The 15497-nt window shown below is 69.1% G+C and carries 17 protein-coding genes; 7 read left to right on the top strand and 10 right to left on the bottom strand.

Annotated features, from left to right (window positions below):
• Positions 1-14: 14 nt before the first annotated feature.
• Entirely contained in the window at positions 15-704 is a 690-nt protein-coding gene (locus MKK63_RS06585; RefSeq protein ID WP_243999884.1) for an MgtC/SapB family protein, read from the bottom strand.
• A gap of 262 nt (positions 705-966) precedes the next feature.
• On the opposite strand from MKK63_RS06585, the gene MKK63_RS06580 reads away from it, so the two are divergent.
• From MKK63_RS06580 to MKK63_RS06560, 5 genes are all read left to right on the top strand, one after another.
• Entirely contained in the window at positions 967-2175 is a 1209-nt protein-coding gene (locus MKK63_RS06580; protein WP_243999882.1) for a DUF2252 family protein, read from the top strand.
• 106 nt (positions 2176-2281) lie between these two features.
• Positions 2282-3244 (top strand): acetyl-CoA carboxylase carboxyltransferase subunit alpha, encoded by a 963-nt coding sequence (locus MKK63_RS06575; protein WP_243999880.1) that lies wholly within the window; start codon positions 2282-2284, stop codon positions 3242-3244.
• On the top strand, positions 3241-3972 hold the full coding sequence (locus MKK63_RS06570; protein WP_243999878.1) for a DUF1796 family putative cysteine peptidase: 732 nt from the start codon (positions 3241-3243) through the stop codon (positions 3970-3972). Before MKK63_RS06575 ends, MKK63_RS06570 begins: the two co-directional genes overlap by 4 nt.
• A 75-nt stretch (positions 3973-4047) precedes the next feature.
• Positions 4048-4512, top strand: coding sequence for a GNAT family N-acetyltransferase (locus tag MKK63_RS06565; protein WP_243999876.1), 465 nt, complete (start codon positions 4048-4050; stop codon positions 4510-4512).
• Positions 4513-4737: 225 nt separating this feature from the next.
• On the top strand, positions 4738-6237 hold the full coding sequence (locus MKK63_RS06560; RefSeq protein ID WP_243999874.1) for a murein L,D-transpeptidase family protein: 1500 nt from the start codon (positions 4738-4740) through the stop codon (positions 6235-6237).
• Between the two features lie 60 nt (positions 6238-6297).
• Here MKK63_RS06560 and MKK63_RS06555 read toward each other — a convergent pair whose 3' ends face one another.
• The 3 genes from MKK63_RS06555 to MKK63_RS06545 form a co-directional block, all read right to left on the bottom strand.
• A complete protein-coding gene (locus MKK63_RS06555; RefSeq protein ID WP_243999871.1) occupies positions 6298-7041 on the bottom strand; it encodes a dienelactone hydrolase family protein in 744 nt (247 codons plus the stop codon).
• Between the two features lie 133 nt (positions 7042-7174).
• Positions 7175-7348, bottom strand: a complete 174-nt coding sequence (locus tag MKK63_RS06550; protein ID WP_243999869.1) for a YqaE/Pmp3 family membrane protein — start codon at positions 7346-7348, stop codon at positions 7175-7177.
• A gap of 161 nt (positions 7349-7509) precedes the next feature.
• A complete protein-coding gene (locus MKK63_RS06545) occupies positions 7510-7776 on the bottom strand; it encodes a hypothetical protein (protein WP_243999867.1) in 267 nt (88 codons plus the stop codon).
• 229 nt (positions 7777-8005) lie between these two features.
• Here MKK63_RS06545 and MKK63_RS06540 point away from each other — a divergent pair, with 229 nt between their 5' ends.
• Both MKK63_RS06540 and MKK63_RS06535 read left to right on the top strand, forming a co-directional pair.
• Positions 8006-8506 (top strand): autoinducer binding domain-containing protein, encoded by a 501-nt coding sequence (locus tag MKK63_RS06540; protein ID WP_313901752.1) that lies wholly within the window; start codon positions 8006-8008, stop codon positions 8504-8506.
• Positions 8507-9174: 668 nt separating this feature from the next.
• Positions 9175-9324: a hypothetical protein gene (locus tag MKK63_RS06535; RefSeq protein WP_243999865.1), complete on the top strand. Its 150-nt coding sequence runs from the start codon at positions 9175-9177 to the stop codon at positions 9322-9324.
• Between the two features lie 18 nt (positions 9325-9342).
• Here MKK63_RS06535 and MKK63_RS06530 read toward each other — a convergent pair whose 3' ends face one another.
• From MKK63_RS06530 to chlG, 6 genes are all read right to left on the bottom strand, one after another.
• Positions 9343-10965, bottom strand: a complete 1623-nt coding sequence (locus MKK63_RS06530; RefSeq protein ID WP_243999863.1) for a c-type cytochrome — start codon at positions 10963-10965, stop codon at positions 9343-9345.
• Between the two features lie 83 nt (positions 10966-11048).
• Complete coding sequence (locus MKK63_RS06525) at positions 11049-11360, bottom strand: hypothetical protein (RefSeq protein ID WP_243999861.1); 312 nt, start codon at positions 11358-11360, stop codon at positions 11049-11051.
• Positions 11360-11860: a TspO/MBR family protein gene (locus MKK63_RS06520; RefSeq protein ID WP_243999930.1), complete on the bottom strand. Its 501-nt coding sequence runs from the start codon at positions 11858-11860 to the stop codon at positions 11360-11362. The genes MKK63_RS06525 and MKK63_RS06520 overlap by 1 nt, the downstream gene beginning before the upstream one ends.
• A complete protein-coding gene (locus MKK63_RS06515) occupies positions 11860-13119 on the bottom strand; it encodes a geranylgeranyl diphosphate reductase (protein WP_243999859.1) in 1260 nt (419 codons plus the stop codon). Before MKK63_RS06515 ends, MKK63_RS06520 begins: the two co-directional genes overlap by 1 nt.
• 4 nt (positions 13120-13123) lie before the next feature.
• Positions 13124-14467, bottom strand: a complete 1344-nt coding sequence (locus MKK63_RS06510) for a BCD family MFS transporter (protein ID WP_243999857.1) — start codon at positions 14465-14467, stop codon at positions 13124-13126.
• Positions 14467-15351 carry a chlorophyll synthase ChlG gene (gene chlG, locus MKK63_RS06505; protein ID WP_243999855.1) on the bottom strand — a complete coding sequence of 295 codons (885 nt, stop codon included), beginning with the start codon at positions 15349-15351 and terminating at the stop codon, positions 14467-14469. The genes MKK63_RS06510 and chlG overlap by 1 nt, the downstream gene beginning before the upstream one ends.
• Positions 15352-15497: the final 146 nt, after the last annotated feature.

Raw genomic sequence — 15497 nt, 5'->3', positions numbered from 1 at the left:
CCGGGCGGGAGGGCTCAGCTCAGATCCTCCCAGCCGGCCTTCGTGACCGCCCGTGCCGTCCGCAGCCGGGCCACCGCGGTGAGGGTCCAGATCTGCGGCTCCCCCCGATGCGACCCGATGCAGCGCAGGCTGCCGCCCTCCGCGCCCTGGACCAGCGCGCGCGCCTTCACCGTCATGCCGAGCGCGTCGACCTCGGCCAGCAGGGCCTCCGGATCCGCGTCCGGGCCGAAATCCACCGTCATCGTGCCGTAGCTGCGCCGCCGCAGGACGGCTTCGAGCCGGCTCAGGGCCTGGAGCGTGAAGAGCCCCGAGAGTGTAGCGGCAAGACCGATCGGCCAGGCGCCGCTGCCGAAGCACAGCCCGATCACCGTGGTGAGCCACAGGGTCGCCGCCGTGGTGACCCCACGCACGATGTTGCCCTGCTTCAGGATCGTGCCGGCGCCGATGAAGCCGATGCCACCGAGCACGCCCTGCGCCAGCCGCATCAGGTCGAGCCGGGTGAGCCCGCCCCCGGAGCCGGCGGTCTGTGCCAGCAGCCAGTCGGCCAGCAGCATCGCCGTGCAGGCCGACAGGGAGATCAGCACCAGGGTCCGCAGGCCGGCCGGATGGCCGAGTTCCTCGCGGTCCCAGCCGAGCACGAAGGCGGCCAGGAAGCTCAGGCCGAGGCGGACCACAATGGTATCGAGGGTCGGATCGCCGCTCATCGCGAGAGTCCCGCGCTTGGCACAGGTGCCGCGCAAGTTCCGAGGGAGCGTCGGACAGTTCGGACCCAGTCACGGCGCGGTGGGTAGGCATCGGATCGATGAAGGTTCTGTCGCATGGGCGCGACCTACAGCTTTCCGCAGCGCCAGAAAGCTCGGATCCGACTGATGAACGGGAATTTAATGTCCGGGGCGCACACAGCGTCGCTACACGCGTTGTCGGACGCGGGACAGATCGACGTCGGGGTTGGGAGCGGACGAACGGATGGACATGCAGGTGCCGGCACGGTCCGGCCGCGACGCGAGCGTGCTGGAGCAGCGCCGCCTGTGCAAGATCGCCTCCTCGCCGCACGCCTATGTCCGCGGCACCACGGCGCGCTTCTACGACCTGATCGCCCGGATGCCGGCGGGAACCCTGCCCGAGGGGCCGCCGATCTGGATCTGCGGCGACGCGCATCTCGGCAATCTCGGCGCGGTGGCCGATGCCGACGGGCGGATCGGCATCGCGATCCGCGATCTCGATCAGACCGTGGTGGCGAACCCGGCCTTCGACCTCGTGCGGCTGGCGCTGTCCCTGGTCACTGCGGCGCTGAACGCGACGCTGCCCGGCATCGTCACCGCCCGGATGATGGACGCCATGGCCATCGGCTACGCCGAGGGGGCCGCCGATCCCGAGGACGCCGAGCGCGACGTCGCCGAATCCGAGATCGTCGCCACCACGAAGCGTCGGGCGCTGGGCCGGCGCTGGCGCCACCTGTCCCGCGAACGGCTGAAGGGCAGGACCGACCGCCTGCCGCGGGGGCGCCGGTTCTTCGACCTCGAGCCCGACGAGCGGGACTCCCTCACGGCGCTCATTCACGATCCGGCGGTGCACCGGCTCGTCCTGGCGCTCGGCGGCGGCGCGACGGAGGCCGAGATCCGGCTGCTCGACGCCGCCTACTGGATCAAGGGCTGCAGCTCGCTCGGCCGCCTGCGCTATGCCGGCCTCGTGGAAATCCGCGGCGGCGCGAACCCGCACCGCGCGCTCCTCGACGTGAAAGAGGCGGTCCCATACCTCGCCCCGGCCGCCCGCGATGCCGCCATGCCGGCCGACCACGCGGCGCGCGTGGTGGCGGGCGCCCGGGCGCTGTCGCCGCAGCTCGGCGACCGGATGGTGTCGGGCCACGTCCTGGGCAAGCCCGTCACGGTCCGTGAGCTGATGCCGCAGGATCTCAAGATCGACGCCGAGCAGTTCTCCCGGCAGGAGGCGGTCCGCGTCGCCCAGCACCTCGCCGCGATCCTCGGCCGGTCCCACGGCCGGCAGATGGACGAGGCCACACGCCGAACCTGGATCGATACGGTGCGCGCACCCGGCCCGGGCCCCGACGCCCCCGGCTGGCTGTGGTCCGTGGTCACCGACCTGATGGGTGCACACCAGCACGGGTATCTGGAGCATTGCTACCGGATCGCCCGCGAGGACCTGTCGCACGGCTGAGCCGGACCAGGCTCGGGCCACAGGCCGGTTGACACCACCTCCGCCATCGCCAACACCTCGCGCCCGCCGCCTCGCTGCGGCGGATCCCGGGAAGACCTGTGACACGATGGCGGTGACGCGCACCTACCTCGACTTCGAGAAGCCCGTGGCCGAGCTGGAGGCCAAGCTCGAGGAACTGCGCGCCGTGAGCGCGCGCGACGGCGCGGTCTCGATCGCCGAGGAGGTCGGCCGGCTGGAGGCCAAGGCCGGCCAGGCGCTCGCCGAGATCTACGCGACCCTGACGCCCTGGCAGAAGACCCAGGTGGCCCGACACCCGCAGCGCCCGCACTTCGTCGATTATTGCGGCGGGCTCATCAGCGAGTTCACCCCGCTCGCCGGCGACCGCAGCTTCGGTGAGGACGAGGCGATTCTCGGCGGTTTCGGCCGCTTCCGCGGCCGCCCCGTCCTGGTGCTCGGTCAGGAAAAGGGCGCCACCACGGAGGCACGCCTCCGGCACAATTTCGGCATGGCCCGGCCCGAGGGCTACCGCAAGGCGGTCCGCCTGATGGAGACCGCCGACCGGTTCGGCCTGCCGGTGATCGCCTTCGTCGACACCGCTGGCGCCTATCCGGGCATCGAGGCGGAGGAGCGCGGGCAGGCCGAGGCCATCGCCCGTTCCACCGAAGCCTGCCTCGCGCTGGGCGTCCCCAACGTCGCCGTGGTGATCGGGGAGGGCGGTTCGGGCGGCGCGATCGCGCTCGCGACTGCCAACCGAGTTCTGATGCTGGAACATGCGATCTACGGGGTGATCTCGCCCGAAGGCGCCGCCTCGATCCTGTGGCGCGACCAGGGCCGCGCCTCGGACGCCGCCACCGCGATGAAGATCACCGCGCAGGACCTGCTGCGGCTCGGCGTCATCGACGGCATCATCCCGGAGGCCACCGGCGGGGCGCATCGCGACCGCGAGGGGGCGATCCGCGTGGCGGGCGACGCGATCGCCGAATCGCTCGCCCCGTTCGACGGCCTCGCACCCGACGAGATCCGCGACCGGCGCGCGGAAAAGTTCCTGGCGATCGGCCGAACCCTGTGAGCGAACCCGGGGCGACGGGGGGCCTGTTCGGTGCGATCGGGCGACTGCTCGGCCGGCGCGACGCGCGGGAGCCGGGCCCGCACAACCACATCTCGCTGGGCTGCAACTGCCAGATGGCGCACGTGCTCAAGACCCTGGACCTGCGCCAGTGGTCGGGCCCGCTCGACTGGATCTTCTCGATGCCCGGCATGGCCGGGGACTGCCTCGGGGACGATTTTTCCGGCCTCCTCGACCGGGACCAGCTCGAGAGCATTCCGGAGGCGGAGCGGCGCGGCCCCGACATCTGGCGCGGGCGCCACCGGCTCTACCGGGAGCGGCACGGGCTCGAATGCGTGTTCAACCACCACGATCCGGCGGCGAACGCGGCGGACTACGCGTTCCTCGCCGAGGGCGTGCGCCGGATCCGGACGGCGCTGGACACGCCGGGCACGGATAACCGGCTCTGGATGATGAGCCATCTGCACACGCCCCGGGCCGTGGTGGAGGCGATCGACGACCTCCTGGGTCAGCGGGCGAGCCGCAACCACCTGACCTTCCTGCAGCTCGAGACCGGGCATCCGCGGATGGAGATCGTCGAGGCCGTGGACCTGCGGCCGACGCTCCGCTGGCTCACCGTGCAGACCCCCTCGGAACCGGTGGGCTTGCGCCTAGCCGACCCCGCGGACGATGCGGCCCTCGTGGAGATCATCCGTGCGGAGGCGGGGCGTCAGCCGGCGCTGTTCGGCTGAGCGGCTGCGGCGGCCATCCATGTGAGACGCGCGACAGGGCGATGATCGCGCCGACGATACGGAGGCCGATGGACGATGATCCGTTCCGCACTGAAATTCCGCCGGGCCGTCCTGGCGGACCTCCCCGCGATCGTCGCGTTGCTGGCCGACGACGAACTCGGATCGGCCCGCGAAGCGCCGTGGGAAACGGCATCGCACCGCTACCGCGATGCGTTCGCCGAGATCGATGCCGACCCGCATCAGCTGCTGTGCGTCGCGGAGATCGATGGCCTCATCGTCGGAACCCTGCAACTCACGTTCATCGCGGGCCTCTCACGCAACGGATCGAGGCGGGGGTTGATCGAGGCCGTCCGCATCGCCCGGGAACGACGCGGCGAGCGGCTCGGCGAAGCGCTGTTGACCTGGGCGATTGACATGTGTCGCGCGCGCGGCTGCACACTGGTCCAATTGACGACGGATAAGAGGCGGTTGGACGCGCATCGGTTCTATGAACGGCTGGGATTCGAGCCGTCGCACCTGGGCTACAAGCGCCAGCTCTGAATGCGGCCCGGCCGCCGCCCCTCCGCGTCCGAGAAGACAGCCATCCTTGAACGGGGCCGCGGCGACCCGCGGATCGGTCTGATGTCCCCAGAGAGCGGTGCAGTGTTGCGCCAGCGTCCTTGCGGTAAGAAAGGCGCAAGCTTAACGAGCCTATTGGGTTGGGGAGTGGCGCTCGACGGTTGCCGAAAAGGTCCGCGGGCGCACGTAGGACGATTGAGGTTCCCCATGACGGCGCGTCTCGCGACTGCGCGGATGTTGGCGGCCGCTTCCCTGCTGGCCCTGTCCCTCGCTGCCTGCCAGGACGGGTCCGGCATCAACGGCCCGAGTGCGCGCAGCATCGCGCCGATCGCCCCACAGACCGTCGCACTGATGCAGTCCAAGGGGATGCAGCAATCCGACCCTGTCCTGATCCGCACCTTCAAGAAGGAAGCGGAAATGGAGGTCTGGAAAAAGGGCAGCGACGGCCGCTACGCCCTCCTGAAGATCTACCCGATCTGTCGCTGGTCGGGCCAGCTCGGCCCCAAGACCCGCGAGGGCGACCGGCAGGCACCGGAGGGGTTCTATACAATCACCCCGGGTCTGATGAATCCGAATTCCTCGTATTATCTCTCGTTCGATACCGGCTTCCCGAATGCCGTCGACCGGGCCAACGGCCGGACCGGCAAGTATCTGATGGTCCACGGCACCTGCTCGTCGGCGGGCTGCTTCGCCATGACCGACGCCACCATCGCGGAGATCTACGCCATCGCCCGCGAGGCGTTCATCGGCGGGCAGCGCAGCTTCCAGTTCCAGTCCTACCCGTTCCGGATGACCGCCGAGAATATGGCCAAGTTCCGCAACGACCCGAACATCGGGTTCTGGCAGAACCTCAAGGAGGGTTCGGATTATTTCGAGGCCCTGCACGAAGAGCCGAAGATCGGCCAGTGCGGGACCAAATACGTGTTCGGCGGCGCCGACGCGGCTGCCGGTTCGTGCAAGCCGAAGGTCGATCCGCAGGTGGCGGAGAAGAGCGAGCGCGACGTGCGCGCGGTGGCCGAACTGGTCGCCAAGGGCACGCCGGCGGTGCGGGTCGTCTACCAGGATGGCGGACAGAACCCGGTCTTCCGGCCGCCGGCCAATACGAGCGCTTTCGCGAGCCTCGGCGGCACCGAGACGGTGCTGCCGTACGACGCCAAGGAATACGGGCGGCACAATCTCGGCGACGTGAGCCGGCCCGAGACCCTGGCGGCCGGTCCGCAGGAGATCGAGGTCAGCCCGAAGGGTCAGCCGGTGATGCTGGCCGGCGCCGAGCCGGCGATCCCCGTCAAGGCCGCCAAGGCGGGGCGCACCCCCGGCAAGGGGCCGATACAGAGGCCCGCCGCCACGACACTGATGGCGAACCGCGCCGATCCCGAAGCCAGGGTCGAGACGACCGCGGCGCTCCCCGAGAAGCCCGCCCGGATCACCGTGGCGGACGCGGATGGCGATCCCAGCAGCTATCAGAAGATGTTCGGCAAGCTGTTCGCCAAGGACGACCCGGCCCCGGTCCCTCCGCCGACCCCGGCGGTCGACGCCACGTTGATGCCCGAGCCGGTCAAGCTCGCGCACGCCGCCGAGAAGGTTGCCCCGAAGCCGATCGCCAAGGCGCACGCGGTCAGGACCGCCAAGGTTGAAGCCAGGGTGGTGGGCAAGGCCGATGCCAAACCGGCTCTCAGAAAGGGCGAGGCCGACAAGGCCAAGCCCTGATCGAAGCGCGACGGCGGACGATCTGCGGCGCGGCGAAACCGACCCCGCCGCAACTCACCGTCACGGGCCGGCGCGCAGGGTCCGGCGGAACAGGTCGCGCAGCGCGCCCCAGCCCCGCTCGGCCGCGACGGGGTCGTAGACCGGGAAGTCCGGCATCATCCAGCCATGCGCTGCGGGATACGTCTCGGCGGTGAACCGAACGCCGGCCTCCGTCAGCGCCTTCTCCAGGCGCTCGGCCATCGCGGGCGGGTAGCTGCCGTCGTTCTCCGCCGCGCCGATGTAGAGCTCCGCCTTCAACTTCGGCGCGAACAGGTGAGGGCTCGTCGGGGCGTCGGTCGCAAGATTGCCGCCGTGAAAGCTCGCGGCGGCCGCGAACCGGTCCGGGTAGGTTCCGGCCGAAGCCAGCGCCATGCCGCCGCCCATGCAGAATCCGACCGCACCGATTCCGCGGCCCGCGATGTCGCCGCGCGTGTCGAGGTAGGCGAGGAAGGCCTCCGTATCCGCGGCGGCCTTGTCGTTCCCGGTCGTAGCCATCAACGGGCCGAGGATGGCGCGGAAGTCGCCCTTGAACACCTCCTTGGGCACGAACGGGCCGTACGGACCGTAGCGGTAGAAGAGGTCCGGCAGCAGGACGACGATGCCGGCCGCGGCGAGCTGCTCGGCCATGTCGCGCATCGCCGGGCGGATGCCGCCGGCATCCATGTAGAAGATCACCGCCGGCCACGGCCCTGGGCCGTCCGGCGTGACGACGTACGCCCGGCAATCGCCGTCGCGCGTCCGGATCGTGACGAGTTCGGTCGGCATCAGGTGCTCCCGGGCCGGACATCCGCGATGTCGGCCGCGACGGCGTTACGTCCACGAACAGTTCGATCGCGAATCGCCCCGGATCGACGAGGCTAGGCACTCAGCGCCACACGCCGCCGGCCTGCTTGTGGCTTCAGAGCAGCGGCCGGTCGCGATTCATCAACCACAGAGCGTGAATAGTGCCCGGAAGCCAGCCGAGGATCCAGAGCAGGATGTTCAGCAGGAACTGCAGGCCGAAGCCGGTGGTGACGAGAACCGCGACCGGCGGGATGAAGATCGCGAGCAGGATGCGGATCAGGCTGGACACGGCCACTCCGGGGCTAGGGTCTTGAGGGAGTCACGCTCAAACGAAGCGCGATCGTGTCCGTTCCCGGAGCACTTAGGGGAAAGGCGCTTTCTGCTCCCGGGGCCGCTACAGCCGCCTACCGGAGCGCCCTCCGCGGCGAAGGACAGACGCGCTGCCCCCGATTACGGGCCTTCGCCGGGCATACCCTTCGCACGCGCTGCCATCGCCTCCATCATCCAGAGTGCGCGACGGCGGCTCTCGAAGCCGGGAAGAGCCTGATAGACTCGGACGACGCGAAGCAGCATCGCAACGCGCTCATAGATGCCGCGGCGCTGCGAATTGCCGTCCCGATCCGATCTTCGGCGGGGCCCAAGAAAAGCGTCGATATCGGTTCCGTTCGCCGCCGCGATCTTCTGAAGTAAACTTAAGGTCAATCGTTTCGTAGACATGTCGATTCTCCGTCTAAAGAATTTTATTTTTCTGATAATATCCCCACTACAATTCTACGAATGCCATCAATCTGCCCTGCATGTATCAACTGAGACATACTAGCGATTCAAACAACGAAATCATACGCCAATGACGAGCATTCGTCAAACCACGTTCGATATTCCGGACAAGATATACCGATCATAATACTTGGACGATGTCTAGAATGAGTCCAATTTTCATAAAACAATATTTGGATACGGCGCATTCGTACTGGGTTTTCTGCCGCGATCACAGAGGCAAATCCTTCGGGATTGCACTTTGCTCTCAGGTTGGCCGCGCGAGGGGGAGCGGCGTTACCAAGCCAAAGGCTTCATCGACGTCGATCCCGTTCTGAGGCACCTGAAGGGCGTTATCGATCCCTTCTTCTGGCATGAGGCGACCACCGGCCAGACCGAAGGCCGCGTCGTCATGGACAAAGCGCGCGTGTTCGGGCTGCGCCAGGGTTTCTGCGTCCCGTTCCATCAGCACGATGGCAGCGAGGCCTGCATCAGCTTCGGCGGCGCACGCCTCGAACTCTCAGCCGACGAGCAAGCCGCCCTGCACATGATCGCGATCTACGCCGCCTCCACGGCGACGGCGATCACGCATCCCCACTCGCAGGCCGAGCCGAATGGGCGGACGCGGGGTGACCTGACAGCCCGCGAAGTGGAATGCTTGAAATGGTCGGCCGCCAGAAAGACAGCCTGAGACATTTATATTATTCTACCCATATCGAGGAGAACTGTTGAACATCACCTCGCCAACGCCTGCACCCAATACCAAGCGGTCGGCCGCACCCATTGTGTCGCCGAGGCCATAAGAAATAGAATTGGCTAAAGTCACGTCTCGATTGGGTCGGCAGTTTTCCCATATCCGCGTAACGATTTGCTAGATAACTTATTCGCGTATCGACACAGGAAAAAATGTCCTCGATGGCTGATGGGGATATCGAACGAAACTATCTTCAGCAGCGGCTTGACCCGGCTCACGGCTGGAGTTCCCCGGACCTATCGCGATCGGCAGGTTGGCTGCAGAACGCGTTTCGTCTCCTGATAATCCATTCCCCGAACACGAGAGGCAGGACCGATGCCCTCATCTCCCGCGCGCACCGTGCTGTTCCTTCGCACCTCCCAAGAGGCGGCGCTTCCGATCTACAGCCGCATGGTCGATGAGCTCCCAGGCTCTCCGTATCCCCCTTCCAGCGGACGACGACCCTGGAGGATATCGGCCAGCATTTCCTGGGTCCCGCGGAGCAGGTCAACGGCGAACGCGAGCGCCGTGGTCTCTCCGACGCCGCGGTCGATGCGGACCTGACCGTCGAGGCTCGGATCGACAACCTTCTGGGGTGGATGTGCGAGAGCGGCTTACCGACCCTGATGAACGCGGCCGGCCCCAGCGCCCCACCGGTCTCGATGCTGAAGCACGAGGCCGTCCGCGACGCGGTCCGGCTCGCCCTCGTCATGACGCAAAGCCTCCCGGTCGCGGTCAGGCCCGTGGCCAGCTTCGGCCAAGTCGCGCAGACCTGACCTGCGCCGACCTCGGCCTCACGGCTTGCTGGTCGGCGGCGTGGTGGCGGCCGGCACGTTCACCGCCTGCTTCTCCGGGTTCTTCACCTGGCTGTAGGCGACGTTGGCGAAAGTGCCGATCACCGCCGGCCAGCTCGGATTGGCATATTGCGGATCGTCGCGCCCGACCTTGCAGAACGCGGTCGTCAGGGCGTTGACCACGTCATCGTCGTTGGCCCCCGCCGCGGCGCCCTTGATCTGCGGCACCAGACGGACCAGCGTCGGCACGAAATCCTGCTGCTTCAGGCCCTTGAGAGTGTTCTGCACACCGATCTGGTCGAAGGCGGACTTGAGCTGATCCTGCTCGATCTCCGCGCACGGCGCCGTGCCGGACAGCATGGTCCGGGTGGCGGCGCGCGCCTCGGAGGCTTTGTCGCCGGTCACGACCGGGGCCTTGTTGCCCCAGGAATTGCGGATGTAGTCGGTGACGTTCCGCACCTCGACATCGGTCATCTGCTGGCCGATCGCCACCATCGGGGCGAGGCCGCTCTGAGCGGCGAGGCCGCCATAGATCACCCGCAGCACCGTCTCGGGGCCGTCCGACATCACCGAAGTGTTGCCGGCCAGCGCCGGCACGGCGCCCTGAAGGCCCTTGCCATCGGGCTGGTGGCAGGATGAGCAGTAGGTCAGATAGGTCGAGGCGCCCGGCGCCCCGGCCGTGTCGAACGCCGCGAGGTCCTTGGGCTTGTAGGTTTGCTTGGCGGGCACGGTGCGCAGATAGGCCACCATGGCCTTCAGATCCTCCTCCTTCACCTTGGAGAGGGATTCCATGATGGTCTGGCGCATCGGGCCGGCGGCGACGCCCGGCCGGTCGCCCGGGGCGGTGCCGGTCTTGAGGTAGGTCACCACCTGCTCGTCGGTCCAGGCGCCGATGCCCTGGTGGCCGTCCGGCGTGATGTTGGGGGCGTACCAGCCATCGATCACGCCGCCGCCGAACCGGCCCGCGAAGCTCGAGTTGCCGACGAGCTTGTTCTCGTTGTGGCACATGGCGCAGTGGCCGAGCCCCTCGACGAGGTAGCCGCCGCGGTTGACCTCGGCGCTGGCGTTCGGATCGGGCTTGAAGCGCTCCTCGGTGAAGAACGCGGTCCGCCACGTCACCAAAGCGGTGCGGACGTTGAACGGGAACGGGATCTGGCTGTCCTGGCGCTTCTCGTTCACCGCCGGAACCGATTGCAGATAGGCCCAGATCGCCTTGGTGTCGTCGTCGGTAACCTTGGTGAACCAGCCGAACGGGAAGGCCGGGTAGAGATAGCCGACGTTCTTGCTGTAGCCGTGCCGGAACGCCTTCTCGAAGTCGTCGTAGCTCCAGTTGCCGAGGCCCGTATCCTTGTCGGGGGTCAGGTTGGGCGTCATGATCACGCCAAACGGCATGTTCAGGGCGTAGTTGCCGGCGAGATACTTGCCGCCCGGCGCCGTGTGGCAGGCCGCGCAATCGCCCATCGTGACGAGGTACTTGCCGCGCTCGACCGGGTCGGACGACCCGTCCTGCGCCAGAGCGGGCGTCGCGAGAAGCAGGCCCGCCAGGATCGGGGCAGCCAGGACAGGAGCAGCCAGGACAGGGGTATGGGCCCAGCCGGGGGAGAGGGCATTCGTGCGCTTCATGGCATCCTCTCCCGGGGTGGACTTTAGAGTTCTTACAAGCCGGTGACGCGCGTGAACGCGGCCGTTTGCTGCGTTGTTCCGGCCTAGGCCGGCTTGTGACCCGGACTGCGGCGTTGTGCCGTGGGCGCCCGGAAGCGCAGGCCGAGATCGGCGAGGTGAGCCACGAGCCCGGCGAGCATCCACCCGGCGACCGCCATCCAGCCGGCCCCGACCAGGGCCGACCGCAGGGCCAGCATCAGGGCGGCCCCGGAGGCGAGATTGGCCAGCAACGACGGCAGCGGCGGCCCACCCCGGCGGCTGAGCCAGGCGAGGATCAGCGCCTCGGCGCCGACGAGCAGCAGGATGCCGTCGACGATCCGGCCGGACGCGAACCAAGACGCGAGCAGCGCCTCCATCACGCAGCTTGGCCGAAGGGTGCGTTGAGGCGCACGATCCGAAGGTTCAGGCAAGCGGCGACGCTGACCCAAGCGAGATACGGCAGGTTCATGAGCCCGGCCGCGACCGAGATCCGGCCTGTCACCAGCACCAGCACGGCGATGGACAGCCACAGGGCCGCGACCTCGGCGAGGGCCCAGTCCGGCCGGCGGAACCGGAAGAACAGCACGCTCCAGGCGATGTTGAGCAGCCCGTTCACCGCGTAGGCGGCGAGCAGCACGCCCCGGGCAGCCGGGTCGGGATCGGCGTTCCAGACCATCACGGCGGCGATGGTGGTGAGCAGGAAGATGACGGTCCAGACCGGCCCGAAGGCCCAGTCCGGCGGCTTCCAGGCCGGCACCCGCAGGCGCCGGTACCACGCATCCGTCCGGGTCGCGAGGCCGCCGGCGAGCGCCACCAGTATTGCGGCGACGGCCGCGACGGCAGCCGGTCCCCAGCCGGCGTCGAGTCCCAAGAACATCATGGCGAGACCCAGCGGAACAGGTGCGCGAGGTCCTTGAAGAAGATCCGCGCATGGGCGGCGGGCTTGGCCCGGACCAGCTCCTTGTTCATGTAGCTGTCCCAGGTGAGCTGCTGGACATCCTTGTCCCGGCAGATCGAGACGAAGCGTTCGCGCAGGCCGTCGCTGCGGTACCAGACCCACTGCATCATCCCGAGGATCCAGAACACGCGCCCGTGCAGCTTCATGAACGCCTTGCGCGCACCCGCGAGGGCCTTGGCGTCGCCGGTCTTCAGGAAGGCCACAGCCGCCTCGGCCGAAAGCCGGCCGCCCAGCATGGCGTAGTAGATCCCCTCGCCGGAGGCCGGCGCGACCACGCCGGCGGCATCGCCGGCCAGCAGCACGTCGCGGCCGTTGTCCCAGCGCTTCAGGGGCTTGAGCGGCAGCGGTGCCCCTTCCCGGCGGATGGTCTCGGCCCCATCGAGGTTGGTCGCCACGCGCAAGGCCCGGATCGAGGAGCGCAGGGAAAACCCCTTCTTCGCGCTGCCGGTGCCGATGCTCAGCCTGTCCCCGTGCGGAAAGATCCAGCTGTAGAAGTCGGGCGAGTGGCGGCCCTGATAGTAGACGTCGCACCGGGCGGCATCGACCGAATCGGCCCCGGGGGCGCCGGCCTCCGGCACCCGGAGGATCTCGTGATAGGCGAAGACCTGCCGCATCTTGGCATGGCCCGGAACCTCGGCCCGGCCGACCGGCGAGCAGGCCCCGTCGGCGCCGATGACGAGCCGCGCCCGGACGGTGTGGCGGGCGAGGGACTCGCCGGCGCCGGTACTGAAATGGATGCGGGCCGACCCCTCGTCCGACCGGGTGATCTTCTCGTAGGCGGCCTCGCGCAGCTCGGCACCGGCCTGTTCCGCGCGGGCGCGCAGCCAGGGGTCGAACTGCTCGCGGTCGACCATACCGACGAAGCCCTCGCCGACCGGCATGTCGACGGCCTTGCCGCTCGGCGCCACCATGCGGGCGGCGCGGATCTTCGCGACGAGCAGCGAATCGGGGATCGCGAAGTCGCGGATCAGCCGGGGCGGGATCGCGCCGCCGCAGGGCTTGATCCGGCCGGGTTTGTCGAGGAGCAGCACCGTGTGTCCAGCCCGGGCGAGGTCGGTCGCCGCCGTGGCTCCGGCCGGGCCGCCGCCGACCACGACGACGTCGTAGAGCGGCTCCCCCCCTCTCCCCGCGTGCGGGGAGAGGGGGTTCACCGGGCCGCCATCATCCAACTGTGCCATGGCCTCACCGCGCGCTGAAGGCAGGATCGAGCGAAACCGCGCCCGGTGCCGGAGTGGATTCGAGCCGCACCGCCAGGACGACCGCGACGAGGAACAGCAATCCTTCCGCGGCGAACACCGCCGCGTAGGCCTGGACCGGCTCGGCTGTGACGAGCCGGACGGCATCGACCGAGACCGCACCGAGAAAACCGCCGGCCCCGAAGGCGACGCCCTGCGCGGCGCCCCAGACGCCCATCCGGGTGCCGCGCTCCCGCGCGTCGCCGCGGCCGGCCAGCGCCATCATCGAGCCGATCGCGGCGACCGCGTAGGCGCCGTTGCCGACGCCGAGGGCGAACACCGTCTCGCGCAAGGGAAAGTCCGCGCCCGAAGCCGCGCCGCTCGCCAGGGCGAACAGGGCGGCGGCCGAGCCGGCGCAGCCGAGCGCGATCCAGAGCCTCAAGGAGGCGAGGGGGGTGCCGCGGGCGGCGAGCGTTACCCCCGCCACCAGCAGCATCCCGGCGAGCACGCCGCCATGCTGGAGTCCGGCGAGCTTGGTGGTGGCGCCGGGGCTCATGGCGAAGACGAGCCCGGCATAGGGCTCCAGGATCAGCTCCTGGGCGCTGTAGGCCAGCATCGAGACGAAGACGAAGATCGTGAAGGTCCGGGCCACCGGATCGGCCAGCACCTGGGCGAGCACGGTGAAGAACGGACGGCGCGCCTCCGCGGGCTCCGGCGCACGGACCGGCAGGCGACGCTCGACACCGGCGACTGCCAGGGCGGCGACGCAGAGGGCGATGAGCGAGACCGTGCCCGACACGGCCACGAGCCGCAGGCCGGAGAACGGATCGAGGAAATGGCCGGCCAGCGGCGCCGTGAGCGCGAAGCCGACGATCATCATCACCCAGACGATGGTGGCGGCAGCCCCCCGCCGGGCCGGCGCGACGCCCCCCGACAGCAGGACCAGGAGCGCGGTTCCTGCGGCGCCGACCCCCATCCCGACGCACAGGAACGAGAGGGCGGCCAGCGCCAGCCCCAAAGCGAGATTGTCGGCGGCCAGCGCGGTGCCGCAGGCGGCCCCGAACCCACCGAGGCAGAGGGCGGCCATGCCGCCGACGATCCAGGGGGTGCGCCGGCCGCTGCGATCGGAGCCGTAGCCCCAGCGCGGACGCAGCACCTGCACGGCGTAGTGCAGGGCGACCAGCAGACCGGGCACGAAGGCGGGCAGAGCCAGTTCCACCACCATCACCCGGTTGAGCGTGGCGGTCATCAGCACGACGACGCTGCCCAGAGCGGTCTGGACGAGGCCGAGGCGGACGATCTGGGGCCAGCCGAGGGTCGCCTCAGGCGCGATCCGATCCGAAATGCCCATCACGCCCCTCCCACCAGGGGCCGCAGCGCGAAGGCGGCGACCAGCATGCCGAGGACGTAGAGGGTGGTGCCGGTGCCGTTGTACCAGACCGCCCGCTCCCGGGGATTGTCGAGGAACCGGACCATCAGGGCGAGTTGGCCGGCGAGCAGCGCCGCCACGAGGCCGGCATGCCAGTACCGCTCCCAGCCGACGAGGAGCGCGATGACGGCGACCTGCGGCAGGGCCATGACCAGGCACGCGAAGCGCGCCGCGCGCCCGGTGCCCATCTGCACCGGCAGCGACAGCAGGCCCATGCGCCGGTCGCCCTCGACCGACTTGAAATCGTTGAGCGTCATGATGCCGTGGGCGCCGGCCGCGTAGAGGAGTGCCACCAGCAGCACCCGCCGGTCCGGCAGGGCGGCGGCCATCACGGCGGCGCCGGTGAACCAGGGCAGCCCCTCATAGCAGAGCGCCACCGCGGCGTTGCCCCACCAGCCGTTGCGCTTCAGCCGGACGGGGGGCGCCGAGTAGATCCAGGCGAGCACCAGCCCGAACAAAGCGGCCCCGAGGATCCAGGGTCCGAGCGCGGCGGCCACCACCAGCGACAGCCCGGTCCAGGCGAGCGCGAGATAGAGCCCCCAGCGGCCCGGGATCCGCCCGGAGGGAATCGGCCGGTTCGGTTCGTTGATCGCATCGACATGGCGGTCGAACCAGTCGTTCGTAGCCTGGCTGGTCGCGCAGACCAGCGGCCCGGCCAGCAGCACCCCGGCGGCGATCACCGGCCACTGGCCGCTGGCCGGCTGGCCCGACGAGATCACCCCGCAGGCGAACGCCCACATCGGTGCGAACCACGTCAGCGGCTTCAGCAGCTCGATGACTGCGCTCGGGGCGGGCGTAGCGGCCATGGCGGGAGGCTACCGGGGCCCGCCGAAGTGTCAAGCCAGATTTACAGAGTGCGGCGGAATGTGCGCGATGTTTGTCGGGCGAATACATCCGGATGGCGATAATACACGCTGCCGCACTGGACCGACGCGTGTGTACCGGAGGCACG

Origin of the sequence: Methylobacterium sp. J-088, from assembly GCF_022829295.1 — a bacterium.
In the GTDB taxonomy this organism is placed as follows: Bacteria; Pseudomonadota; Alphaproteobacteria; order Rhizobiales; family Beijerinckiaceae; genus Methylobacterium.
The sequence above is the reverse complement of the archived record's forward strand: the minus strand, read 5'-3'. Positions and strand labels throughout refer to the sequence as shown.